This window comes from Nostoc sp. (genome assembly GCF_036917975.1).
Lineage (GTDB): Bacteria > Cyanobacteriota > Cyanobacteriia > Cyanobacteriales > Nostocaceae > Nostoc.
In genome coordinates this window covers 84,817-110,173 of record NZ_JBALEJ010000013.1, presented here as the reverse complement: position 1 = coordinate 110,173, position 25,357 = coordinate 84,817, and the positions used below count along the sequence as shown (strand labels likewise).

16 protein-coding genes are annotated in these 25,357 nt (G+C 41.8%); 7 read left to right on the top strand and 9 right to left on the bottom strand.

The genetic code is table 11. The features are described from left to right. On the bottom strand, positions 1 to 211 hold a 211-nt coding region (locus V7K76_RS04765; protein WP_335029696.1), incomplete at its 3' end, for a hypothetical protein. 348 nt (positions 212 to 559) lie between these two features. Here V7K76_RS04765 and V7K76_RS04760 point away from each other — a divergent pair. Then, on the top strand, positions 560 to 1,003 hold the full coding sequence (locus V7K76_RS04760; protein ID WP_334777326.1) for a hypothetical protein: 444 nt from the start codon (positions 560 to 562) through the stop codon (positions 1,001 to 1,003). Positions 1,004 to 1,130: 127 nt separating this feature from the next. Here V7K76_RS04760 and V7K76_RS04755 read toward each other — a convergent pair whose 3' ends face one another. Next, on the bottom strand, positions 1,131 to 1,646 hold the full coding sequence (locus V7K76_RS04755) for a general stress protein (RefSeq protein WP_334777324.1): 516 nt from the start codon (positions 1,644 to 1,646) through the stop codon (positions 1,131 to 1,133). A 90-nt stretch (positions 1,647 to 1,736) separates the two neighbouring features. Beyond that, a complete protein-coding gene (locus tag V7K76_RS04750; protein ID WP_334777323.1) occupies positions 1,737 to 2,162 on the bottom strand; it encodes a hypothetical protein in 426 nt (141 codons plus the stop codon). A gap of 798 nt (positions 2,163 to 2,960) precedes the next feature. Between V7K76_RS04750 and V7K76_RS04745 the strand changes: the two genes are divergently transcribed. Next, positions 2,961 to 4,106: a SpoIID/LytB domain-containing protein gene (locus V7K76_RS04745; protein WP_335029697.1), complete on the top strand. Its 1,146-nt coding sequence runs from the start codon at positions 2,961 to 2,963 to the stop codon at positions 4,104 to 4,106. A 7-nt stretch (positions 4,107 to 4,113) separates the two neighbouring features. Here the strand turns inward: V7K76_RS04745 and V7K76_RS04740 are convergent, their stop codons facing one another. Further along, positions 4,114 to 5,172: a serine hydrolase gene (locus V7K76_RS04740; RefSeq protein WP_335029695.1), complete on the bottom strand. Its 1,059-nt coding sequence runs from the start codon at positions 5,170 to 5,172 to the stop codon at positions 4,114 to 4,116. Positions 5,173 to 5,674: 502 nt separating this feature from the next. Between V7K76_RS04740 and V7K76_RS04735 the strand changes: the two genes are divergently transcribed. The 5 genes from V7K76_RS04735 to V7K76_RS04720 all read left to right on the top strand — a co-directional run bounded on the left by V7K76_RS04735 (position 5,675) and on the right by V7K76_RS04720 (position 14,012). Next, positions 5,675 to 6,586, top strand: coding sequence for a polysaccharide deacetylase family protein (locus tag V7K76_RS04735; RefSeq protein WP_334777320.1), 912 nt, complete (start codon positions 5,675 to 5,677; stop codon positions 6,584 to 6,586). A 487-nt stretch (positions 6,587 to 7,073) separates the two neighbouring features. Beyond that, entirely contained in the window at positions 7,074 to 8,855 is a 1,782-nt protein-coding gene (locus V7K76_RS04730; protein ID WP_335029694.1) for an SWIM zinc finger family protein, read from the top strand. 128 nt (positions 8,856 to 8,983) lie between these two features. Continuing rightward, positions 8,984 to 13,198, top strand: a complete 4,215-nt coding sequence (locus V7K76_RS04725) for a DEAD/DEAH box helicase (protein WP_334777317.1) — start codon at positions 8,984 to 8,986, stop codon at positions 13,196 to 13,198. A 449-nt stretch (positions 13,199 to 13,647) separates the two neighbouring features. Next, positions 13,648 to 13,803, top strand: coding sequence for an element excision factor XisI family protein (locus V7K76_RS34555; protein WP_199349854.1), 156 nt, complete (start codon positions 13,648 to 13,650; stop codon positions 13,801 to 13,803). Further along, positions 13,773 to 14,012 carry a XisI protein gene (locus V7K76_RS04720; protein ID WP_442936741.1) on the top strand — a complete coding sequence of 80 codons (240 nt, stop codon included), beginning with the start codon at positions 13,773 to 13,775 and terminating at the stop codon, positions 14,010 to 14,012. Before V7K76_RS34555 ends, V7K76_RS04720 begins: the two co-directional genes overlap by 31 nt. Positions 14,013 to 14,142: 130 nt before the next feature. Here the strand turns inward: V7K76_RS04720 and V7K76_RS04715 are convergent, their stop codons facing one another. From V7K76_RS04715 to V7K76_RS04695, 5 genes are all read right to left on the bottom strand, one after another. Next, on the bottom strand, positions 14,143 to 17,784 hold the full coding sequence (locus V7K76_RS04715) for a leucine-rich repeat domain-containing protein (protein WP_335029693.1): 3,642 nt from the start codon (positions 17,782 to 17,784) through the stop codon (positions 14,143 to 14,145). Between the two features lie 440 nt (positions 17,785 to 18,224). Then, entirely contained in the window at positions 18,225 to 18,827 is a 603-nt protein-coding gene (locus V7K76_RS04710) for a superoxide dismutase (RefSeq protein WP_334777111.1), read from the bottom strand. Between the two features lie 580 nt (positions 18,828 to 19,407). Beyond that, positions 19,408 to 21,015 carry a bifunctional pantoate--beta-alanine ligase/(d)CMP kinase gene (locus tag V7K76_RS04705; protein ID WP_334777110.1) on the bottom strand — a complete coding sequence of 536 codons (1,608 nt, stop codon included), beginning with the start codon at positions 21,013 to 21,015 and terminating at the stop codon, positions 19,408 to 19,410. Positions 21,016 to 21,312: 297 nt separating this feature from the next. Then, positions 21,313 to 23,433 (bottom strand): serine/threonine-protein kinase, encoded by a 2,121-nt coding sequence (locus tag V7K76_RS04700; protein WP_334777109.1) that lies wholly within the window; start codon positions 23,431 to 23,433, stop codon positions 21,313 to 21,315. Between the two features lie 85 nt (positions 23,434 to 23,518). After that, positions 23,519 to 25,210 (bottom strand): serine/threonine-protein kinase, encoded by a 1,692-nt coding sequence (locus tag V7K76_RS04695; protein ID WP_334777108.1) that lies wholly within the window; start codon positions 25,208 to 25,210, stop codon positions 23,519 to 23,521. Positions 25,211 to 25,357 lie beyond the last annotated feature (147 nt).

The following is a 25,357-nucleotide window of genomic DNA, read 5'->3' as shown; positions in this document are numbered from 1 at the left end:
CACGATATTTGAGTACTTCAACACGATATTTGAGTACTTCAACACGATATTTGAGTACTTCAACACGATATTTGGGTACTTCAACACGATATTTGGGTACTTCAAAACGATATTTGGGTACTTCAACACGATATTTGGGTACTTCAACACGATATTCAGACGCTTGTGGACTTGCCAACGCTTTGCTATCACCCAGTCTTATAAAATTCATAGAGACTTCAAAGAAATAAATTATCCAATCTTGTGGGGTGGGCAACATGAGCGCCTTTGGTTACTGGGCGGGCGAGACGCCCACCCCACAATAAATAGTTGGATATTTTTTTATTTGCAAGTCCCATACTGAATTCTGACTCTTGAGTTCTGAATTCTTCTTATCAAATTTTTTATACAAATAATTTTAAAGATTTCAAGTGAAATTAGGGAATAAATATCAGATTTTACCGTAAACTTCACTTTAGTTTTGGTGGTTTTTACTCAGGGGAAGAAGAATGACAAATAGCTAAAGTGGAACTACAAGTCTGTACTAATTTTCACATAAGTTTTTGCAGGAGAAGCATTCATGGCGCGACTGAAACGCAGTTCTACGGTATTGGATAAGGCAACGCTACGGATATCGGGGATGAGATCGATTAGCGAAACGCTTGAGTTTAGTGATAACTTGAATTTAGCGGAGTATGAAAAGCGGATTCAAATCTTGCAAACGAAGCTATCGAGCTACAATACAATGCTTTCCACGGTTGATGAAGCGGTAGGGCAGATTGAATTGCTAGAGCAGGATTTGAGAAGCTACTCGGAAAAAATGTTGATGAGTGTGGCAACGCGCTATGGTAAGAACAGTTTGCAGTATATACAGGCAGGGGGTAAACCACGCAAGAGTAGTAAGCGATCCGTGGGGAATACTGCACTAAAGACTACGCCAACAACGACGATCGCAGCAGTGATGACACCAAATATAGAGAATGCAACGACAAATGGTGATGGCAAGAAGGCGTTGGTAAATTAAATAAATTAAGCGAGCGCTACAAACAATGCCATCTCTGCTATTGCAAATAGAATCAGAGCGATCGCACTCATAATTTGCAGTTTAGCTATATTGTAAACTTTCCCACCCACCTACTTAGTTCAAAGCGTTAGACAGGGATCGAAATGCTTATTCCATGACTGATTCTGTCTAGCATCTGCCTTGCCTGACTGACATCTTTATTGCTGCCTGTCATAAGGATTATGAACTCGCCTGCTTGGATTTGAGTCTCGTGCTTGGGTATTCCTAACGCTCTTAAAGCACTCGCCAGTCCTCCGACAGCAGCAGCATCAACAAGCGTTCCTTCCAACCAACCCGCCAACACTCCCGCAATGGGGCCAGCAATGATGATTGGAGCGATTCCGGGAATAAACAACACTCCAGCGCTACCTAAAATGCCAAATAAGCCTCCGACGAAGCTACCCAAATAACCACCTCCTACGGCTCTAGCTTTGGCCGTATCTTTCCAAGTGAGAAATCCCTGCACATGTTCAGTGGTTTGGTAGTCTTTGCCAATGATTGAGAGCTTTTGCAGATCAAAGCCTGATTTTTGCAACTCCAATACAACCCTTTCTGCTTCTGCATAGGAGGGGAAATTAGCAACAACCCTATGTGTATATGTCACGTCGCTTCGCTCCGAATTCAAAATTCAAAATTTAAAATTCAAAATTAATGATCCCCATAAATAAATTTAGTTGCTCTGTAAACGGACTTCTTATTTCTTCGTAGTTAGGGCAGCAGCTTCAGCGTCTAGTCTGGCGGCGATCGCTTCTAAGGTTGCTTTTTCAGCCTCTTCAATGGTGGCGATCGCTAGGAAGGTTGCCGTAACTGCATGGTTTTCAGCTTTATCTGCCCGATGTTCGAGTTTCTTTACTTTGCGACTTGTTTTCCATTCTTCTACGTGGGACTTCACCTCAGATTCTTTTTCCTCGAATTGAGCTTTCAGCTTTGCCCGATACTCATCGAATTCTTGTTTCTTAGCGTCCAGCTTTGCTTTTGCTTCATCAAGTTGAGATTCAATCTCAATTTGAGTTTTCTTCGGCGCAGATTGAATACTTTCCCTCAGCGATTTTACCCGTTCTTCAACCACTTCTAAATTGTCATGCAGATTTTTGGTGAAGTTATCAATTGCAGTAGTCATGATAATTGCTCTAGTTTGTTAAATTTCTGAAATATGGCTATATTATTATCAAGTTTAGATTTACAGCAGTTTTCATGTATTTGAATCACATCTGTAGTCAGGGCACAGCATTGCTCATTAGTGTCAACTTAACGTGAAACGGGCGGTTATAAACCGCGTTTATACAAACAAAACCCACCGATGCTGGGTTTCAAACCCTTAATTTGACTTTCAGTCCGAGGAGGCGGACAATGCCAGTGTAGCCAGCAAATTCTATTCGCCAGGTCTTAGTCTTAAGTTGACACCTATCAGCATTGCTGTGCCCCTACGGCGTGGTCTATTTGAAAATAGCTGTAATCTCAACTTGAGTTTTTTAGTCACACATCTAATAGTTACAAATTTTGCTCAATATAACCTCTACCTTTTGAAGGTTTTAGTAGAAGTTATACAATTCATACACTATTTCAACCCTTACTAAAACATAACTACCCTTACCAACGATTGTAGGGTAAGCGCTTAAGATTATCGCCATCATTACTAACTTTCAAGTAAGAATTCAAGTCTAGGAATAATTAGTAATTAATTAACGCCGACGTTTCACAAGGATGAATAGAGCGATCGCACTTTGTGATTTAAAACACTGGTGATATTTGACATGATTGCACTCTGCACAGTACCTTAGTGCGATCGCCTTCCCTAAAGGTAAAAGATAAGTCCGCGATCGCCCATGTCAGCTTTGTGGGAGAAACCCTATACGCACAGAGCAGTATTAGCGATCGCATTTTTTGGAAACTGAACACTGTGGATAAAATGCTAGATATGAAATGCCAATCCTTACTAAACGCCTTGTTCGCACAGATGAAAGCAGGGCATTGGTGGATCAGTGTCTTATTATGGATAACTTTAGCTACCCCAAGCAAAGCATCTGTAATTTTGCGAATCGCAATTGAGAGGGGAGTTAATCAGGTAACAGTTGGCAGTTCTACAACTGCGTTGGTTAAAGATAGTACTGGTCATACTCTCGGAAAATTACCAGCAATGAGTTCATTTTATGCCCAAGCAGTTCCAGGCGGTGTGGCTTTAGATAAATGGCAGTCTGGTCTATTTTGGATTGAACCCACAGGCAAGGGATTCGTTTACATTGGCGAACACTGGTATCGAGGCAGAACTCTCGTTGTCCCAACAGGCACAGGACTAACTGCCGTTAACTGGGTTGATGACAAAGAATATCTCTACAGTGTTGTTGGTGGCGAAATGGATACTGAGTGGCCTGCTGAAGCTTTGAAAGCACAAGCAGTTGCCGCCCGGACTTTTGCTCTCTATGAGCGAGAAAAACAACGCAATAATCCTGTTTACGATTTAGGCGATAGTCCAGATCACTGGCAGAATTATAAAGGAGTAATCAATGAAACTCCTAGTACTTATGCCGCCGTCGATGCAACTGATAAACAAGTACTAACTTATAAAGACAGTGTTATTCTCTCAGTTTTTCATGATTGTTCTGGAGGACATACTGAAAATGTTGAAGACGTTTGGGGAAGCCACGAGCCTTACTTGCGTGCTGTTGAAGATTACGATCAAAATGTTAGCGAGTGCAAATGGGTGAAAACTTTCTCCCCTAGAGAAATTAGCGCCAGAATTTCTGATGTCGGCAACGTTAAAGACATGATTGTACAAACATACTCACCTTTTGGTAGTGTTAAAGTCTTAAAAATCGTTGGTGACAAAGCAACTAAAATACTGATTGGCGAAAAAGTACGTACAGCCCTGAAGATTAAAAGTACTCACTTTATCCTTACCAAAGCCGCAGATGGTAGTTTTGTACTTCAAGGACTTGGCTATGGTCATGCTTTAGGCATGAGTCAATGGGGCGCATACAATTTAGCTAAAAGAGGAGTAAACTACCTGCAAATTTTAGGGCATTATTATCAGGACGTAGCTTTAAGTACCATTAACGCTAAATAACATGAAATTAATACTTCTGGGATAATTTTGGTTGATCTAGATACTGATAAACTAGATGAGAAACTTGGCGTACAAACTCCCTTCCTCGCTCATCATCATGGGGTCTAATCACAAAAATACCTGCCAAGTAATGCTTCCCATTTGGCAAACTAATAATTCCTGCATCCCCAACCAAAAATCCAATATCTCCAGTTTTATGAGCAATAGTTCCACCTTTACCCACACCAGCCGCAAGTAACTTATTATTATGACAATGACGCAAGATATCTAAAACTTGTCCTTGACTACCCTCTGAAATCAATTTATGTTGGTCAACCAAGGCTGACAACCGGACTAAATCTGCCGGACTAGTGGTATTAGTGCCTTTAAAATCTCCTAACATATTACGAATGACTGTGTTTTTTAATCCCCAACTGTGGAAACGCTGATTAAGTTTTGCTTTTCCACCTAGACGATCGATAATCATGTTACTAGCAGTATTATCACTGATCGTAATCATTTTGTTAACAGTTTCTATTACACTCAGTTTGATTCCTGCTCGTTTATACTGTAAGTCACCGGAACCACTCGCTACTAAGTCACGTCGCATTACTAGCTTTTCATCGAGTTTGATGTTCCCAGCGTCTACTTGTTCAAATAAAGCAATCAAAATCGGATATTTAATAGTGCTAGCTGCGGGAAATACCTTTTCACCATCAATATTCAAATAGTTTCCTGTTTCTATATCTAAAAAAAACATTCCCGGCTTGAGAAACCTGTAATGAGCCATTAATGCTTTAACTTGAGACTTTAGCTCTGGTATTTCTTTTCCTAATGGAATAATTCCACCAAATAAAGAAGTATCGTTTGTCTTATTGAAAATTTCCGGTTTATTGAGTTGAGGAAGCAACTTTTTCTGCACAGTTCCGGGACTTTCAAAGCTAGCCAATAAATACTTCCAATTCCTTGTTGACTCTAGATAATTCTGAGTTGAGTCAATTTTTTGAGATTTTAATCTTGCTGCCAAACTGGGCGATGTTAGTAATAAAGTAGTAAGAATAGGTAGTACAAGCCAGCGTAATCTCATTGATTTATTTCCGTGATAGCTTAATTTAATTAGACAGTCTTTTGGACAATTTATGTACTGTATCTCTAATCTGACCAGATTGTAGTTATATTTATTTACAATGTCAAGATTTCTATTGATTATCTTGTTATCTAAATAATTGACAGCTATAGCAGTCCTAAATCATTCATGAACAATAAGATCCCCGACTTTTTTGAGAATTCGGGGATTTGAGTCTCTCGATTTTTACAACTCATTTAGGACTAGAATCGACAATTTAGACTCAAGATTATTACATACTTTCTTGATAAAGAAATTACAAAATTATGACAGAAGTATGTTTGATTTATCTGAATTGCACTTCCAAGCATCAACTGTGAACAATTAAGTGGCGCGGATAAGCGATCGCACTCTTGGCAATCTCTCAATAGATAGTTATACTTTCTCTAAAAGTAAGCAGATCAATACTCTAAACTTACTATCAATAGTGTGACTGATTATTTGACCATTGCAGGAAGTTGATGTGATCAATAATAAGCAGAGTCTTTGGACTCCAGGTAAATTAGTTGGGCTGCTTATCTTATTATGTGGTGGCTTTAGTCTGGGTTTAATCATCTTGAGCAAAATAAATCTGTTTCAGTTTGATTCAAAACAGACTATAAATGTAAATAATGTAGCAGCAAATGTCGGCACTCAACAGCGAGTTGAAGAATTAAAGACAGCGATGCTAAAAAGTTGGCAAGGGGAAGCACAAGTAAAGGGTTTTTCTGACTCTATTCCATCAAGTTTTCAAGGTGCGATAATTGACTCAGTAAAACTCTCTCCATCTCAGAAAGTCATTGCTCTCACCTTCGATGATGGTCCTTGGCCTGAAAGTACAGCAGAAGTGTTAGATATCCTGAAAAAAAATCAGATTAAAGGGACGTTTTTTGTAGTTGGAGAGAATGTAAAAAATTATCCCAACTTACTCAAGCAGGAAATTGCTGAAGGTCATGTTATTGGCAACCATACTTGGCATCATTGGTATCAATTCTTGAATCCACAAGCTGCTGCTTACGAAATTGACCACACCGAAGATATTATTTTTAAAACTACAGGCTTAAAAACAAATTTATTTCGACCACCTGGAGGAGTGATGCATAATGGGGTAGTTGACTATGCTAGAAATAGTAAATACGCTATTATTTTGTGGTCATCTGACTCTGTAGACTATTCCCGTCCTGCGGTTCCCAAATTAATCAGTAATATATTCAGAGAGGCCAAATCTGGTGGAATTGTGTTGATGCATGATGGTGGTGGTAATCGTTCTAGAACTGTACAAGCTTTACCAGAAATTATAGACAACTTTCGCAATCAGGGATATCGCTTTGTCACTATCCCTGAACTCTTAGAAATTCAAGATAAAAACCAAAAATTGATCGAAAATAAAAAGTAAAGTAACCCTGCTTATAGCGGTTCCCATTCAGATGCGGTACAACATTACATCACGAGGTGTAGGGGCACGGCAGTGCCGTGCCCCTACGGGTGTACCTCAGGTAAATGAGAACCGCTATAAGAAACTCCAAGAAATAAATTATTCAATATTGTCCAATATTGTGGGGTGGGCAACATGAGCGCCCAGTCCATAGATAGGGCGGGCGAGACGCCCACCCCACAAGAGTTAAATAAGAGATGAACTTATTGTGGGCCAGACTGTGACTTTATCCGTTGCGGTAGAGAGATAGTAGTTAGTGAGTCACCACCGGAGGTAGCACTGTGCTGCACTCTGAGTTGTCCCCTGTGGCGACTCCATCTGATAGGAAGTTAAAGGAAGTGAAATAATGCTTACAATAATCAGTCTTTTGTAGAGACGGCGATTTCTCTTGGGATACAGACCCAAGAGAAAATAAACCCAATTTTTCGGTAAGCTAAAAATAAAAGACTTGGGTGCTGGTACTATGTCGATTCCAGGAATTTCTGAGGCAATAATCCGCCATAACTCCAACGCTTCATCCTACAGTCGTGGTGAAGAATATTATCGCAGGGGTGCGATCGCTGATCTCAAAAAACGCGGTAATCTGATTCAAGCAGAGGTAGAGGGTGGCGAAATTACACCATATCAAGTCAGTATTCGTTTTGATGCAGGTGGAATTACCTCAGCTTGTTGTACCTGTCCTTATAATTATGATGGTTGGTGCAAACATATCGTTGCCACCTTATTAAGCTGTTCGCGTCAATCAGAGATCATTGAAGAACGTCCAACGCTAGAACAATTATTAAATCGCCTCGATATTCTTCAAACTCAGCGATTATTGCAAGAACTGGTGGAAAATAGACCAGAAATAATTGATGATATTGATGAGTTTGTCAGTTTGATAGAATTGCCGAAACCGCAAACAAAACAGCCTTCTACCCGTCAAAGCAAAATTGACACATCACCTTTTCGCTCTCATGTCAAGCGGGTTTTGCGGGATGGATTGAAAGAATTAGAGTATGGTACAGAAGATGACCCATTTACAGATGATTTGCTGGCTGTAATTGAGAAAGCGCGAGAGTTGGCAGAAAATGGAGATGGTAATAATGCGATCGCAATTCTCGAAACTATTACCGAAACTTATGCCCAAGAATGGGACGAGTTACTAGATTACGGTGGAGACAGTTATTCTATCGCAGAACCTCTTGATAGTGCGTGGACAGAAGCAATTTTGTGTGCAGAAATGTCTCAAGGAGAAATAGTAGATTTGCAGTTGATGTTGGAATCCTGGCAAGACGAAATCAGTGCAGACTTTAGTATGAGTCTAGAAGCATTGCGTCAAGGTTGGAATTATGAACCACTGCAAGAGATTATGCAAGGAGATGATACCGCAGAACTTTGGGAAAATGAACGACCAAGCTTTGCTGATGATTTAGCATTGATTCGTTTGCAAATTCTTGAACGTCAAAATCGTTACACAGAGTATTTAAATCTAGCTTTAGCAGAAGAAATGACTCTGCAATACCTGACGCAATTAGCAGCTTTGGGAAGAGTAGAAGAGGCGATGTCTGCGGCTAAAATCCTGATGGAAAAAGCAGAAGAGGGTTTTGCCTTAGCAAAAATATTGCGGGAAGATGGGTATTTAGTTGAAGCTTTAGAAATATGCCAAGCAGGTATCAATTTACCAGGTAACTGTTTACATGAATTTGCTACTTGGACGAGTGATTTAGCCCAAGGATTAGAAGATAATGCTACTGCCTTAACTGCTAGCATCATTGCTTTTAAAATCAGACCATCGTTTCGAGACTATGGTAAAATTCAAGACTATGCAGGAGAAACTTGGTTGACGCTCAAGCAAGATTTGCTGCAAACACTACGAGATCAGCCCGATTGGGGAATACGAGAAGCTCAAGTTGATATTTTCCTCCATGAAGGATTAATTGATGATGCAATTAAAACAGTAGAAAGAGATACTTACTATGATTCAAAACTAGTTCATCGAGTCATGGATGCAGCAGTTTCCCATCGTCCAAAGTGGGTGATTGATAACGCTCGCAGACGGGCAGAACCAATAATGGAACAAGGAAAAGCTGACCGTTATGACGCTGCGGTTAATTGGCTCAAAAAAGTAAAAGCTGCGTATCTTCAACTAGGACAAAAAGCTGAATGGTCTGCTTATCGCTCACAACTAGAAGCGGCTCATGGACGGAAACGTAAATTAATGGAATTATTTAAAGAACTGAATAAATAGTAGTCTGTCAAGCTAACTTTGACGGGTGAGACACTTCTTAAACATCTCTTTTTTCTCTGACTCTGTGCCCTCTGCGCCTCTGTGGTTCGTTCCTTTACCCTTCAAACTTCACTTAACAGACCAATAGTATGATTAATTTAGCAACTGATACCACAAAATTGCAAACACAACTCGCTGATAAATACTTCAAGTTACATCCTTCCATACAAAAAATTATTCAGTTATTTTCGGTAATTTATGCACCGATAGACAAAAATTCCTTCGTAAGTTGTCTTAGTAAAACTGACGCTTTAGATGAAAACAATAAACCTTGGGTTACTAAAACTCTCAGTCCCCAAATTGATAAATTGTTAAAAGTAGGCTTGTTAGTTCAGGAAAGTAGAGCGGGTGCTGAATGTCATCCGTTAGTCACAGAAATTGCCACTCGTCATGCTGTACAAACCGGACAGTTTGAAATCCTCGTCACAGCAGTAGAGGAGAAGCTACCCATACGTACTCACTGGAACAGGGATTCTCGAATTTTCTACAGTCTGCGCCAGTGTATCAGAGAAATCCGCATTGGGATTTATCGTCAAGATCCTAGTTTTATTAATCAGCAAATTGAAGATTACCAGAAGTACGCTGATAGTGAAGAAAAAATATCAATACAAAATATATTTGAGCAGATATACAATAATCCATTTGATGCAGATTGGTTTAACACCCTACCACAAGGATTGTATGAAAGTGGCATATCAAGTATTCTCTTCAATTCAGCCTTAAAATTATCTGCGTCGGAAGATGCGTTGACGCTGTTAGAAGAAGAATGTTCTACACCTGGAAAACATTGCTCAGATTATCTGCATCTGATTTTGACAGAACAACTGCTTTTACAGGGTTGTACCCAAGAAGCACAAGAAAGTCTAGAGCGAATATCGAATGAATATCAAAATAACGCTGCTATTTTTTGGGGTTGGTTAAGTTTTCTGCGGGGTGATAATGAACAAGCTATCAAATATTATAAAGATGCCCTGAAAGCCATCAAAAAGGCTACAGGCAAACGCCAAATGTATTTCAATACAATTGGGGGCTTATTTTTCATCCTTGCACTTTTAAAAGATGGTTCAGTGCAACACCTCCAAGAAGCAGAAGAGTACACCAGTTTGATGTCCCGTCAATCAGATCATTGGCTTAGGTTCACTTATGGCAGACTGGAAAAGGTACTACAAGTTCATCAAGGTGATATTATCCAAAAACAATTTGTAGTCAGTGGTCATATTTCTTCTGTGGAAGAAGACAATAGCTTACAAACATTGTTTTGTTCACTATGCCTTTACTGGATGGATACTGAGAGTGCTAAAAAACGCTTACCTAATTTATTAGAACCATTGTATCGGCGATCGCTCGCTTCCGGTTATCACTGGTTGGCAATGGAAACCGCAGAACTCCTATCCAGACTCAAACCCAGCAGTAACTATAAACAACTTGCAGAGGCACTGCGAGAAGATAGCAATATCCAAACCATCGTAGACTTAATTCGACCCCAAGAAGCTTGGGAAATGTGCCTCAATGCCCTGGCAAATCTCCAATCAAGACCACAAACACCAGGAAAACCAGAATCAGAACTGCGTTTAGCATGGTTCCTTACCTTCTATCCCAGCAGATGTGTCTTGCAACCACGAGAACAAAAAGTTAATGCCAAAGGTGAGTGGAGTAAAGGTCGCCCCATAGCCCTCAAGCGTCTGAACAGTGCATTATCTGAGTTTGATTACATTACACCCCAAGATATGCGGGTATGTAGTTGTATTGAGGTATATAATGATGGCTCATATTACGGCAAAGTTGATTATACCTTCGGTGAAAAAGCCATCTCTGCTTTAATTGGCCACCCGTTGGTTTTTTGGGAGGATACACCCACTATCCGTGTAGAAATTGTCAAGGCAGAACCGGAACTACTGGTTAAAAAAGAAAAACAAGGTCGTCTCACCTTAGAATTTTCTCCCAAACTACCAGAATCACAGAATATTCTGCATATCAAAGAAACCCCAACCCGCATCAAAGTCATTGAAATTACTACCGAACACAGACGCATTGCGGAGATTATTGGTAAAGATAACAAATTAAATGTGCCTGCGATCGCAGAGAAACAAGTTTTGGCAGCCATTAATGCCGTCTCTGGCATCGTCACCGTACATTCTGACATCGGTGGCGGTTCCGAAGGTGCAGAAGAAGTACCCGCCCTAACTCTACCCCATATTCACCTTTTACCTGCCAATGCCGGCTTGAAAATCAGTCTTTTGTCGCGCCCATTTGCCCAAGGTGGCCCCTACTATCGTCCTGGTACAGGTGGTGAAACTGTAATTGCCGAGATTGACGGTAAACGTCTCCAAACCCGACGAAATCTGTCTGAAGAGAAGCAACTTGCCAAAGAAGCTGTAGCCGCCTGCGCCACCTTGACTCAAACTGAAGAACAAGATGGTGAATGGATTATGGACGATCCAGAAAACTGTTTAGAACTGCTGCTAGAACTGCAAGCACTGGGAAATAACGTAGTCATCGAATGGCCACAAGGAGAAAAACTGCGTGTTAGCCACAATGCCGACTTGAAAGACTTTAATTTATCAATTCAACGTCAGCAAGACTGGTTTGCAGCCACAGGGGAGTTGAAATTAAATAACGACCTAGTGCTGGATATGCAGCAACTACTAGAACTATTAGAGAAAACTCCCAGCCGTTTTATCCCTCTTGGTGATGGTCAATTTCTGGCTTTAACTCAAGCTTTTCGGAAACGCCTCGACGAATTGCGGATGTTTTCGGAAAAACATAGTAAAGGTATTCGTTTTCACCCCTTAGCAACATTAGGGTTAGAGGATTTTGTCGATGAGGTAGGTAAGGTAAAAGCAGATAAACACTGGAAAACACATATCCAGCGTCTTAAGGAGGTGCAGAACCTCCAACCAGAACTGCCATCTACGTTTCAAGCAGAACTACGTGACTACCAGATGGAGGGTTTTTGTTGGCTGGCGCGTCTGGCACATTGGGGTGTGGGCGCTTGTTTAGCAGACCAAATGGGATTGGGTAAAACCGTGCAAGCATTGGCGGTCATTCTCAGAAATGCTCATGAAGGACCAACCCTAATTATTGCCCCCACTTCCGTGTGCATGAATTGGGTGAGTGAAGCGCAGAAGTTTGCCCCAACTCTCAATATTATTCAATTTTCTGGTGCTAACCGCCAAAAATTATTGGATGGGTTACAACCTTTAGATATGTTGGTATGCAGTTATGGTTTATTACAGCAAGAAGAAGTAGCACAAATGCTTTCTGCTGTACAGTGGCAAACAATTGTCCTGGATGAAGCCCAGGCGATTAAAAATATGACCACTAAACGTTCTCAGGCAGCTATGAACCTAAAATCTAATTTTAAGTTACTGACTACTGGGACTCCCATTGAGAATCACCTGGGTGAGTTGTGGAATTTATTCCGTTTTATTAATCCTGGATTATTGGGTTCTTTTGAAAGCTTCAATCAACGCTTTGCTACCCCCATTGAAAAATATCAAGATAAACTTGCACGTAATAAACTCAAAAAACTTATTCAACCATTTCTGTTGCGGCGAACAAAAAATCAGGTATTAGAAGAGTTGCCATCTCGTACCGAAATTCTCCTTCATGTAGAGTTAAGTCGAGAGGAAAAGGGATTCTATGAAGCGTTGCGTCGTCAGGCAATATCTAAACTCACTGAAAGTGATGCCGAGGCAGGAAAGAAACATTTGCAAGTTTTGGCTGAGATTATGAAACTGCGTCGCGCTTGCTGTAATCCCAGCCTCATTATGCCTGGTACTTCATTACCCAGTTCCAAGTTGCAACTTTTTGGTGAGGTGCTGGGTGAACTGCTGGAAAATCGTCATAAAGCATTAGTGTTTAGTCAATTTGTTGACCATTTGCACATCATCCGTAATTATCTGGATCAGCAAGGTATTAATTATCAATATCTAGATGGCAGCACTTCCGTGGCAGAGCGCAAAAAACGGGTAGATGCATTTCAAGCTGGTTCAGGAGATGTCTTTCTCATTAGTCTCAAGGCAGGGGGTACAGGACTCAATCTGACTGCGGCTGATTATGTCATCCATACAGACCCTTGGTGGAATCCCGCAGTGGAAGACCAAGCCTCAGACCGCGCCCATCGCATTGGGCAACAACGCCCAGTGACAATTTATCGCTTGGTAGCAAAGGATACTATTGAAGAAAAGATTGTGGAATTGCACCACCACAAGCGAGATTTGGCAGATAGCCTGTTAGAAGGTACTGAGATGAGTGGCAAGATATCAACGGAAGCCTTGTTACAGTTGATTAGTGAAGGTTAAGCTTTAATATAGCGGTTCCCACTCAAATGAAGTACAAAATTATATCGTAAAGTGTAGGGGCAATTGATGAATCATTGGTGTCAACTTAAGCTGAAAATAGCTGAACTGTTGGCTTCCATCCCCGCCCGGAAATAAATGAGTAATGAGTAATAAGTAATAAGTATTACTTATTACTTCAAAAATAAATTCTTTGGCTAATAGCTTAAGTCTACTGAAGTAGACTGGAGATTTTTGGTGATATTTAGTCATCTTCAGATGACTTTGGCTATGAGACGGGAATTTCAATTCCCGGCGGACGAGCGGTTTCACGTTAAGTTGACACCAATGGGCACTGCCGTGCCCCTACACCTTGCTGTATAATATTGTGCTTCATCTGAATGGGAACCGCTATAGCGATCGCTCAAGTTCCTCAACACAATCCATGACTTAGAAAAGGAGACGATTGAGCAATGGATAAAGTAGCTCTCTACAGGCAATATATTCAACAACTAATCCAAGCAAAAGCCGATCGCTCGATGAAATCGGCAAAAGATGTTGAGGCTCAACCTATTTTTGATACGGAGCGCGTTGGGCTTTGCCCCGCCGCAGGCATCGCTATCAATTAGTGTATGTGGGTTGGAAGCAGAATGATATTAGGGATTATGGATGTTTGCTACATTTGGATATTAAAAATGGCAAAATTTGGATTCAATATGATGCTCCGGAAGATGGGATTGCCTATGAGTTATTAAAATTGGGTGTACCACATGAAAATATAGTTTTGGGTTTTCAACCTGCTAGAGTGCGCTCTGATACTGAGTTTGCTGTAGGTTAGGTTTAAATATTGATTGATGAATAGCGATCGCTAGTTCAATTTTCATCAAGTCAAAGGCGGGTATCATTTCAACCTATGCGATGGTCGCTTTGCGAACCGGCGAAGCCATCGCCCCTAGAGTTAGAAAAGTCTATTTGCCAGGGGGAAGCTTTAGTTCTATACCTAATTTGCTTCCTATTTCCATAACATCCTTTGTAAAGCTTGTCATACTTGCAATGGGGGCAGCGACTACAGTAGCAGCAGTTAGTAAAGCTACTAGACGCTTTTTGAGTTTGGGTAAATTGCGTTCTTTTTCTGGCTTTTGAATTTCTACTTCTACATCATCAATATCGATGATAATGTCGTCGTGGGTTTCTGGTGGAAATTGGGCAGCAGTTTGGCGTAAGTTGCCGATCAGTTGCATTAGTTCTGCTACGCTTGCGCCGCTTGTTTGGTTGAAGTTAGAGGCTTGCTGACTGGCGTTGTCTTTGACTTGGTTCGCAACGTTGGCGATGTTTGCGCCTTGAAAGTTGTTTGTGAATTGAGGATTTTCTGACATAGCATTTGCCTCGGCTTTATTATTATTATTAATTTTAATTTCTCTGCTGACAGCTAGTTTAGCAATATCTCGCATATCTTCATAAGCAGTCCTATCATCTAAATCATTATCTGCTTTTTGTGATTTTCGACGCGATTCTAGTGATTCATAGCCATCTAAAAGTTGACGTAAATCGAGTTTTAATTTTAGTTTGCCGATGGTTATTATGCTTTCACCCATTGATTCGAGTCCGAGGAGTTCTTGGTAGTCGAGGGGTGGGTGGTTGGGATGGTTGGGGACAGGAACCCATTCGGTGATTTCGAGATTGGGGAGACTTTTGTGGATTTTTTGGAAGACATCGCGGAGAATGCCGAGAAATAAGCGGCGGGTTTCTTGGCGTTCGCTAATGGTGATGAAGATTTTTTTGTCTTCGGGATCGGCTTTGATCCGAGCAATGTTGTAGATTTCATTGTTTTCTTGATATTGCAGCATTACACCACTGCGCCAATAGATTTGCTTATGGATTTTTTCGTGGGTGTTGACGATGAAGCGGGAAATGATGCTTTCGGGGAGAACTTTGTAATGGTATTGAAATTCCAGGGTTTCGCCTTCTAGTTCTGTTTTGTCTGGTTGGTCTTTGGGCAAAAGTCCCGCAATCAGGAATTGTGGTGGTTTACAATCTAATTCAAAGCAAAGCTCAAATTCTTTCATTAGCCCGATCAAATAGTCGTGACGCTTGATGGGATAACGTTCTGGATTGAGGATGCGGGTGAGATCGGCGGGGGTGAAAATGCCTTTGGTTTGAGTTTTGAGGTTTTCATCGCTCAGGAGGGCGTAAATGCCTTCTGTAACCCAGTTGGGTTTGAGGACGTTGGTATCTTTGAGGATGGGATGATCGCGGAAGTTGAGAACTAAGCCAAGTCGATGCAGCAAGTCAATCAGTTGGTCATGGTTTTGTTCTTCAGGGATTTTGTTGTCGTAGCAGATGCCGATGTAGCGATTGTAGCTGATGAAGTCTTGGGGCATGGATTCGAGTTGTTGTTTAACCTCAAACCATGTCAGGGGTAGAAGGTCGTAAACTTCTTTTAGGTTGCCGACTTGCTGCAAAATGGCGGTGCGAAGTTCATCAATGCCGATATTGTCTTGGCAGGAGGTTTCGATAATCGCTTGGATGTTAGAATATTTTTCGCGTAATGCCTTGCGGTTGATGTCGAGGGGTTGTTCGTCTTTTTTGTTGCCAACGATAATTACGGGGGACTGTCCGCCGAAGCTTTCGATTAGTTTCAGCCAATATTCGATGCGGTTTTCTTCTTCGCTGGTGCGACAATTACAAACTAGGAGATAGAGGCTACGCTTAGTCAGAAAAAATTGATGGGTAGCATGATAAATTTCCTGTCCGCCAAAGTCCCAAACATTGAGGCGGATGTCTTTACTATTGACCTGCACGTTCCAAGTTTCCACATTGAGTCCGTCAGTTTGGGATTGATTTTTATCATATTTATTGCGGATTAGTCGCTCGATGAGGGATGTTTTACCGACGCTGCCTTGTCCGATGAGCAACAGTTTGGCTTCGTGTAATGGTCGAGTTTCAGTTGTGCGAATTTGCCTCAAGTAATTAAAAATCTTTTTTACATCTTTTGAATTAAGAATTTCTAATGGAATCTGGGTAATTTGGTTGTAACTGAGGTCAAGCTGCCTCAGATTGGTTAATTTAGCGATCGCCTCTGGAATCTGGGTTATTTTGTTGACACTGAGGGAAAGCTGCGTCAGATTAGTTAATTTAGCGATCGCCTCTGGAATCTGGGTTATTTGGTTGTAAACGAGGTAAAGCTGCGTTAGATTGGTTAATTTAGCGATCGCCTCTGGAATCTGGGTTATTTGGTTGCTATTGAGGTGAAGCTGCGTCAGATTGGTTAAATTAGCGATCGCCTCTGGAATCTGGGTTATTTGGTTGCTATTGAGGTGAAGCTGCGTCAGATTGGTTAATTTAGCGATCGCCTCTGGAATCTGGGTTATTTGGTTGCCACGGAGGTTAAGCTGCGTCAGATTGGTTAATTTAGCGATCGCATCTGGAATCTGGATTATTTGGTTGCCACCGAGGTTAAGCTGCGTCAGATTGGTTAATTTAGCGATCGCCTCTGGAATCTGGGTTATTTGGTTGTAACTGAGGTGAAGCTGCGTCAGATTGGTTAATTTAGCGATCGCCTCTGGTATCTGGGTTATTTGGTTGTAACTGAGGTAAAGCCCCGTCAGATTAGTTAATTTAGCGATCGCATCTGGAATCTGGATTATTTGGTTGCCACCGAGGTTAAGCTGCGTCAGATTGGTTAATTTAGCGATCGCATCTGGAATCTGGATTATTTGGTTGCCACCGAGGTTAAGCTGCGTCAGATTGGTTAATTTAGCGATCGCCTCTGGAATCTGGGTTATTTGGTTGTAACTGAGGTGAAGCTGCGTCAGATTGGTTAATTTAGCGATCGCCTCTGGTATCTGGGTTATTTGGTTGTAACTGAGGTAAAGCCCCGTCAGATTAGTTAATTTAGCGATCGCATCTGGAATCTGGATTATTTGGTTGCCACCGAGGTTAAGCTGCGTCAGATTGGTTAATTTAGCGATCGCATCTGGAATCTGGATTATTTGGTTGGAACTGAGGTCAAGCTGCGTCAGATTGGTTAATTTAGCGATCGCCTCTGGTATCTCGGTTATTTGGTTGTGATAGAGGAAAAGCAAATTCAGATTGGTTAATTTAGCGATCGCCTCTGGAATCTGGGTTATTTGGTTGCGACTGAGGGCAAGGTGCGTCAGATTGGTTAATTTAGCGATCGCCTCTGGAATCTGGGTTATTTTGTTGGAACTGAGGTGAAGCTGCGTCAGATTGGTTAATTTAGCGATCAGATCAGGTATTTCAGTTAGCTCTACTCGAATTAAGGTAAGTTCCTCTAGATGTAGTATTTGCGTTACCACATCGGGAATGCTCTCTAAAGGATTACCACTAATATCCAACTTACGCAAATTAGGCAAACCCAATAGTTCGAGTGGAAGCGTTTTTAAATTGTTGCCTGAAACCTTTTCGAGATGGCGGTTTCCTACTTCTTCATAACCTTCAACCTTCTTTCCCAAAATCAAAGACTCAAGCTGCTGCAACTTACCAATTTCCACAGGTAACTCAGTCAACTGTTGCCCCGACAAGTCTAACTCTCGCCAACCCTCAGCCACGGCGCGATCTATCAGTTGCAATAACTCATCCTGCGTCATAATTCCAAGGAGAAGGGTAAAAGGAAAGAAGATTGATGAAGATTATCTTAACTGATTAGGGAAAATGCTAGACCATCATTTTTTGGCGATCTGTCAGTTCGCTGTTTGGGATATTGCGGATTTAGGCGATGCCTGGGTTGGGCTACGCCAACGCGCCTTGAGATGATGGGAAAAGGCGATCGCATAACTTTAAATCTGGTTTATGGCTATCTCTGTTATTATACCTGCGATCAATTTTTGGCATTCTTTACAAAATTTACTATTACGTTTCATCGTCATCAAAACAAACATTAGGACTTGCACAGTCCCTTACCCAGATAATTAAAAGCAGCCACGACACTAGTCATGACTGCTATCATTATTGATAAATTAACTGGTTGTCTCCGCTTTACATATTTATTAAAAGCTACTGTTACAACCAATTTAAGATTGACAGATGATTAAGCTTTAGCAAAGTTTTCAGCAGCAAAGTCCCAGTTAGCCACTTTGTCTAGGAAATTCTTGATGAACGCTGGACGGGCATTTCTGTAGTCAATGTAGTAGGCGTGTTCCCAAACATCTAAGGTTAGGAGTGCTTTTTGTCCATGAGCTAGTGGATTTTCTGCATTTGGTGTTTTAATCACTTTCAGCGTACCACCATCATCAATTAACCAAGACCATCCGCTACCGAACTGAGTTGTAGCAGCGTTAGAGAACTCTTCTTTGAATTTATCAAAGCTACCGAAGTCTTTATCAATTTTGGCTGCAAGTTCACCAGTGGGTGCGCCGCCACCGCCTGGCTTTAAGGAATTCCAGAAGAAGGTGTGGTTCCAAACTTGGGCGCTGTTGTTGAAGATTCCCGCCTTAGAGGAGTCTTTGAAGGAAATTTGGATTACCTCTTCCAAAGATTTATTGGCAAGTTCTGTACCTTCAAGCAGCTTATTCAGGTTGTCTACATAAGTTTTGTGATGCTTGCCATGATGATACTCTAAGGTTTCGCCTGATATACCAAAAGGCTCTAAAGCATTCAATTCGTAGGGTAGGGCGGGTAGTGTAAATGTCATTTTATGAAATCCTCTCTTTACCGGTTTCCAGTTGAAAGCTATTGCAGAAGCTTAGGAAATTAGCAGCTTTTGTTTTTGACAGTTTTATGCTTTTTATGGTGAAACATAAAACTTAACATCGTTATTCTACTACCAAAGTGAAGATGAAAACAAAGTACTTTTGTGATAAGTTAAATCGCTAGTAATTGCTGACTATAAATAAAAATGGCTAATATTTCACAAATTCTAGAGACTAATAAGTAATTAGCATTTAGCAATTCAGGCTTTCATACTTCCATCTTTGGTACGATTATGGCGATGTGAAAAATCAGTCTAAAGCTAGATGATTTAATACTTAATAAATCTAAAGAATGTAGAGACGTAGCACTGCTACGTCTCTACAAGGGTTCTGGATAACGCATATTTAGTTTCTGGAGATGTCTAATATTTTTAGTACAAGGCTCAAAGCTTGATTTTCAATCAAGATAGCCAATTCTCAAATTAGCTATTTTGTTTTTAAATGCAGTTTTGAGGATGGTAAGTGAATAATCATTCACCCACCACCTTTTGAAATTAAACAACTAACAGCAAACAACGGTGATTACCACCCAGATAAACGCTGCTGGTAATAGCTAACGATTTGTGCTGTGACTTCAGACACGTCTAAACCATCGGTTTGAACTTCGATCGCATCTGCTGCTTTTTGCAAAGGAGAAACTTTGCGAGTGCTATCTTTCCAGTCACGTTCGGCGATGTCGTGTTCTAGCTGCTCTAAACTCACTTCGGGTTGACCTTGTTTGTTAAAGTCTTGCTGGCGACGACGGGCGCGTTCGCTGACTGAAGCGGTTAAGAAGATTTTCACTTCGGCATCGGGGAACACGTGAGTACCGATATCCCGACCTTCAGCGACTAAACCACCTCTTTTACCCCAGTTTTGCTGTTGTTTAACCAGTGCTTGACGGACAGCGCTTTGTGCTGCGATCGCCGATACAAGAGAAGTTACCTCAATGGTGCGAATTGCCTGGGTAACATCAAGACCGTCAATCCAAACCTGCACAGACGTTTGTAAGTCTTGGGTAGGAGTAAGTTCAATTTTGCACTGATTAGTTAACTCAGCGATCGCACACTCATCATCAATCGCAATCCCCTTTTGCAGTACTAACCAAGTGACAGCACGGTACATCGCTCCTGTATCTAAATACACTAAACTCAGATTTGCTGCCACTTGCCGCGCCACTGTGGATTTTCCAGCCCCGGCTGGGCCATCAATGGCGATAATAGGTTGACGATCGCGCAATATCGTATTGTCAATCAAACGTGTAGCACCAAGACGAGCTGCGATCGCCAACATTCCTTCCTCCTCAACTTTTTCTAAAGACATCAACGTAGTCGGTTCAACCAATTCAATATATTCCACTAAAACCGTACTGACCATTGCCACTTCTTGCTGTACCACTGCTATTAACTTGTTGCTATTGCGATCGCCTGCTTGAAACGCGGCTTCAGCCCGTCGCAAGCCGCGATATAATACAGCTGCTTCCTCTTTTGCCGTTGCAGTCAAATATTGATTACGAGAACTGAAGGCAAGACCCGAAGCTTCGCGCACTGTTGGACAAGCAACAATTTCTACTGGCAAATTTAAATCAGCTACTAAGCGTTTAATAATTGCTAGTTGCTGACCATCTTTTTGACCAAAGTAGGCACGATTAGGCTGCACCAAATTGAAAAGTTTGGTAACAATCGTAGCTACACCCTGAAAGTGACCCTGGCGAGAACGACCACACAAGCCTGTTATCATAGCAGATGGGGGGATAACTTGTGTAACCTTTGATTCTTGTATACTCTTCTGGGGAACGGCCATTTCTTCCGGAGTCGGTGCAAAAATGGCATCTACCCCAGCTTGTTCGCAAAGTTGTTGGTCTTGCTCTAAAGTGCGGGGGTAGCGTTGATAATCCTCATTGGGAGCAAATTGCAGGGGATTGACGAAAATACTCACAATCACCGTAGAATTTTCTTGTCGCGCCCGTTGGATCAAGCTTAAATGACCTTGATGCAAATTTCCCATCGTTGGCACCAGGCCGACTGCCGTCTGATACCAGCCAGTAATGTCATCTAGTTTCAGATCCTCAGTAACCGCTATCTGTTTGTTTTCTAAGCAGCGTTTAGTTAAATAGCAGCGTAAAGCTGCCACTGTTGTCAGCAGGCGCACAAAAATACCCCTAGTTCTTATCGATCCCTCCCCCGTTAGTTTATATCTGAAATCGAGGGAAGAGTTAAGCTTTTCATCTCATGTCTGGCTGAGGGGAGTGGAGGAAATACGGTTCGGTTAAAGCAAGAGACGCGATGAATCGCCGTCTCTACAAAAGATTGATTAATTCTGATAGGTAAATCAAATTTCAATTTCTCTTCTTTCCTTCTTCCTTTGCGTCCTTTGCGTCCTTCTCTAACGAGACGCTGCGCGAATGCGGTTCGTTCTCTTATCCCTCAAATTTAATGCGATACACCACTATAGCTTTGTCTCCGGCGTCGGTGTCGGAGTGGCAGTTTCTATGGGAGTTGGTGTGGGAGTTTCTGTAGGCGTTGGTGTGGGAGTTTCTGTAGGCGATGGGGTGGAAGTTGGCGTTGGAGTGGGAGTTTCTGCTGTGATGGTGAGTTGATAATCTACTGGTTTTGTTGCTGTGGAAACCACGACAAACTCGTAAAATCCGCTTTCTGGTAATTTAGTTGACAAACTACGCTTGGTAGAATCTTCTAGAAATTGAATTTTCCCAGAGGGTGAATAAACTGATAATAAAACTTGAGAATTTCCTTGTAGTTTCAAGTCCAGAAATTGGTCTTTGGCAAGTCCAGCAATAAATACCTTACCACCACCAGGTTGAAGAGTACCGTTAACCGTTTTGCCGATCGCACCTGGATCAAAGACAAGTTTCTGGAAAGTGCTACCGGCAAGGATAGTGCTGAGTTGATCGCTAACAAAACCGTACCAAACTTGTCCAATGGGCTGACCTTTAAATTTTTGACCCCGTTGTTCAGGAAATACACTGAAAAAAGCAGCATCTCCCAAATCATATAAAGAACGACTACCAACGTTGATTTTATTGACTTCCACTTTCCAGCGATCGCGTTCAGCAGTTGTGTAACTTCCCAGTTGTCGGCGGGCATTGGAACTCAGTGGTGCAAGTTTTTCTAGTAATTCTGAAGCGGTTGTATCCCATTCTACGCGCAAACTCTCATCTTCAGAACCATTGCTGAGAGTGCGTCCCCGTAAACTGGGGTTTTTATCCCAAAAAACTTGATTTACCAAGTTCACGTAGAAGTTAGAGTCAATACCCAATTGTTGACGGCGATCGCTTAATTTTTCTTTACGCTGCCGTTCTGCTGGTGAATATTGCGCTAAGGGATCGGTTGGTTGTTCACTGGTTGGAATTGGGCTGGCTGTGGGATTAGGTTTGACTTCCCCGATCTCGCTGCGGCCAGTCACTCCCCACCAAATTAATCCAATACTACCAGCTGCTAGCACGGTTATTAGAAAGGTTTTTGTTGGTGTCCACCAAGGGGGAGATGAGGGAGGGGGGGGATATGAGGGAGTTGGGGAAGGTGGAGAAATGGCGACGGTGGCGGATGTGGGTTGTGGTGGAGTGGGGTATTGAGTTGGAGGATAGTTTGCTGGGGGTGAGTTGATAGCTTGGAGTACTTGACGGGCTGATTGATAGCGATCGCCTGGTCTGGCAGATAGCATTTTATCTAATACTTGTGCCAAAATTTGACTCAGGTTAACTTCACGCCGCCACTGCCAACTGAGAGTATAAGTATCAATTAATTCTTGAGGTTGTTTTCCTGTCAGTAAAACCAACATTGATGCTGCCAAGGCATACAAGTCGCTATGGGGAGATACTAACCCAGTTTGCATCTGTTCTGGAGGGGCAAAACCTATTTTACCTAATAGGGTTGGTGATGGGGAAGATGCAACCATACCGGGTTGGTAATATTCGGAAGCAACGGTTGCTACTACTTGTTTGACACCACCAAAATCAATTAACACTGGCAGTTTGTCAACAGTGCGAAGCATTAAGTTATCTGGAGAAATATCTCGATGAATAACGCCAATGGAGTGAATATATTCCAACACTGGCAAAATTTGCTGCAATAATTGGCGTACTTCCGCCTCGGTAAAGCGCAAACCCTGTTGTATTCGGGCATTTAACAACGAGTTGTAAGTTTCCCCTTCGACATAATCTTGCACCAAAAACAGATATTCTTTGCCGCCTAAATTTAGCCGCAACAGTTCCCGAAAGCGGGGAATTTGGGGATGTTGCAATTTATAAAGAACACTCGCCTCTCTTTCAAACAATTCTTCAGCTTTTTGGACAACGTAAGCGGTTTGAACTTGCGGAGAAAATTCTTTTAAAACACAAAGTTCGCGAAAACGGTTGACATCTTCAGCTAAATAAGTGCGTCCAAAGCCACCTTGGCCAATTTGACGTACAATCACATAGCGATCGCCTAAAGTTAATCCCGGCTGGATACTATAACTCATGGACGCACCCGACAATTTTTCACCACACTGGAGACAAAAGCGACTACCTGGGGAATTTTCATGTCCTTTAGAACAATATATTTTAGTCATTAGTTATTAGTCATTGGTCATTAGTCATTTGTCATTAGTTATTAGTTATTTGTGACTCTTCCCCAGTCCCCAGTCCCCAATCCCCTTACTTGCCAGATTGTACTTTACTGACTTGATCGGCTGCGATCGCATACCAAACTTGACCAAAAGTCTGTTGATTCAGTTTCCCACGCTGCTGACCCGGAAACAACCGATCAAATTTTTCATTTGTATCTTTGGTCAGCTGATCGATTGTATAATTCCCAAACTGCCCCGATCGCGCTTGTCGTCTCCATGTTTCGTAATCTTGTGCCGTATATTTACCCAGTTTTCGACGAGATGCTGTACTGATATCAGCCTGTTCTATTTTATTCAATAAATCGTCAGCGACACCAGACCATTCATCTCGTAAACCAGCATCTTCAGGTTTAGATGTCAGGCTACGTCCTTTTAATTCAGGTTTTTTTGTATAAAATAAATCATCTACAAAGCGAATAAAAAATCCTTCAGGAATTTCTAGCTGTTGACGACGACTGATAATTTCTTGGAGGTTGCTATTTTTTCCTTTGTCGCTGACTGGCTTACTACCTGGAAAGTGGGGGATTTGCGGTAATGAAGGTAATGAAATTGACGGGATGCTGATTGAAGTTACAGCCCTAATGGCTGCATTTCCTGCCGCTAAAGTTAATCCCACTAAAGCCGTCCCCCCTAAACTCATCACAAAAGGGCGAATCCAAACAGGCCAAGACATCGGTTTAGCAATTGCTTGCGTTTTGCTCTGAAATCTACTCACAATAGCACTGGCGCGTTGTCTTCCCGGAGCAACTACCATCGTCTTAATCTTGCTAGTAATATAATTACCTGGGGATTTAGTCGCAGTTGGCGATGGTAAATCTTTGAGGATTTGCTCGGCTCGTTGATAGCGATCGCTCGGTTTATAAGCTAGCATCTTTTTTAACACCGCTTCTAGTTGCGGGCTAACTTGGATTTCCTTTCCCCATCCCCAAATTCCTTGATAGCTGTCGTATAATTTTTGTGGTTCTTTACCTGTGAGCAACACTAATGCAGTCACAGCTAAAGAATATAAATCGCTACTAAAAAAGGCTTGTCCTTGCCGTAGTTGTTCTTCTGGAGCGTAGCCTTTTTTACCCAGTATAGTGTTATTTCCAACCAACTTGGTGCGCCAAAAACCTTGAGAAGCCGGCAACTGCTTGACACCGCCAAAATCAATCAGTACTGGCAAATTATCAGAACGCCGCCAAATCAAGTTATCAGGAGAGATATCACGATGAATGACATCTTGCGAGTGGATGTAGGATAAGACTGGTAAAATTTGTTGCAGGAGGGTGATTACTTCCTCTTCACTAAAGGTTTTGCCTTGACTTTCACGCTGTTCTAACAACTGGTAGTAATTATCCCCATCCACATAATCTTGGACGAGAAAGAAAAAATCTTTAGCGCCTATTTGCACTTGTAGCGAGGCGTGAAAACGCGGAATCTGTGGATGCTGGAGTTTTTTCAGAACATTCGCTTCTCGTTCAAATAACTCTTTAGCTTTTTGTAAATCTTGTTGTTCTTGTACTTGGGGTGCAAATTCCTTCAGCACACAGGTTTGATGGGATTTCTTTCTATCCTCCGCCAAATAGGTGCGTCCAAAGCCACCTTGTCCTAGTTGACGGATAATTTGATAGCGATTATCTACAACCTGTCCCACAGCCAGAGGTAATGGTTCACCGCAATGGGTACAAAAGCGGTTATTACCATTATTTGTGTGTTGTTTACTGCAATAGAGCTGCATGGTGCTGAAGGATAAATTAAGGTTTTATTGAATAACTACAACGCGCCTATCCCCATTTTCGGATATTCTACGAATTACGCCAGCGAGTCCACGTTTGCTTTTAGCGTCTTGTAGAGAGCGTCATTACGAATTACGAATTATTTTAAC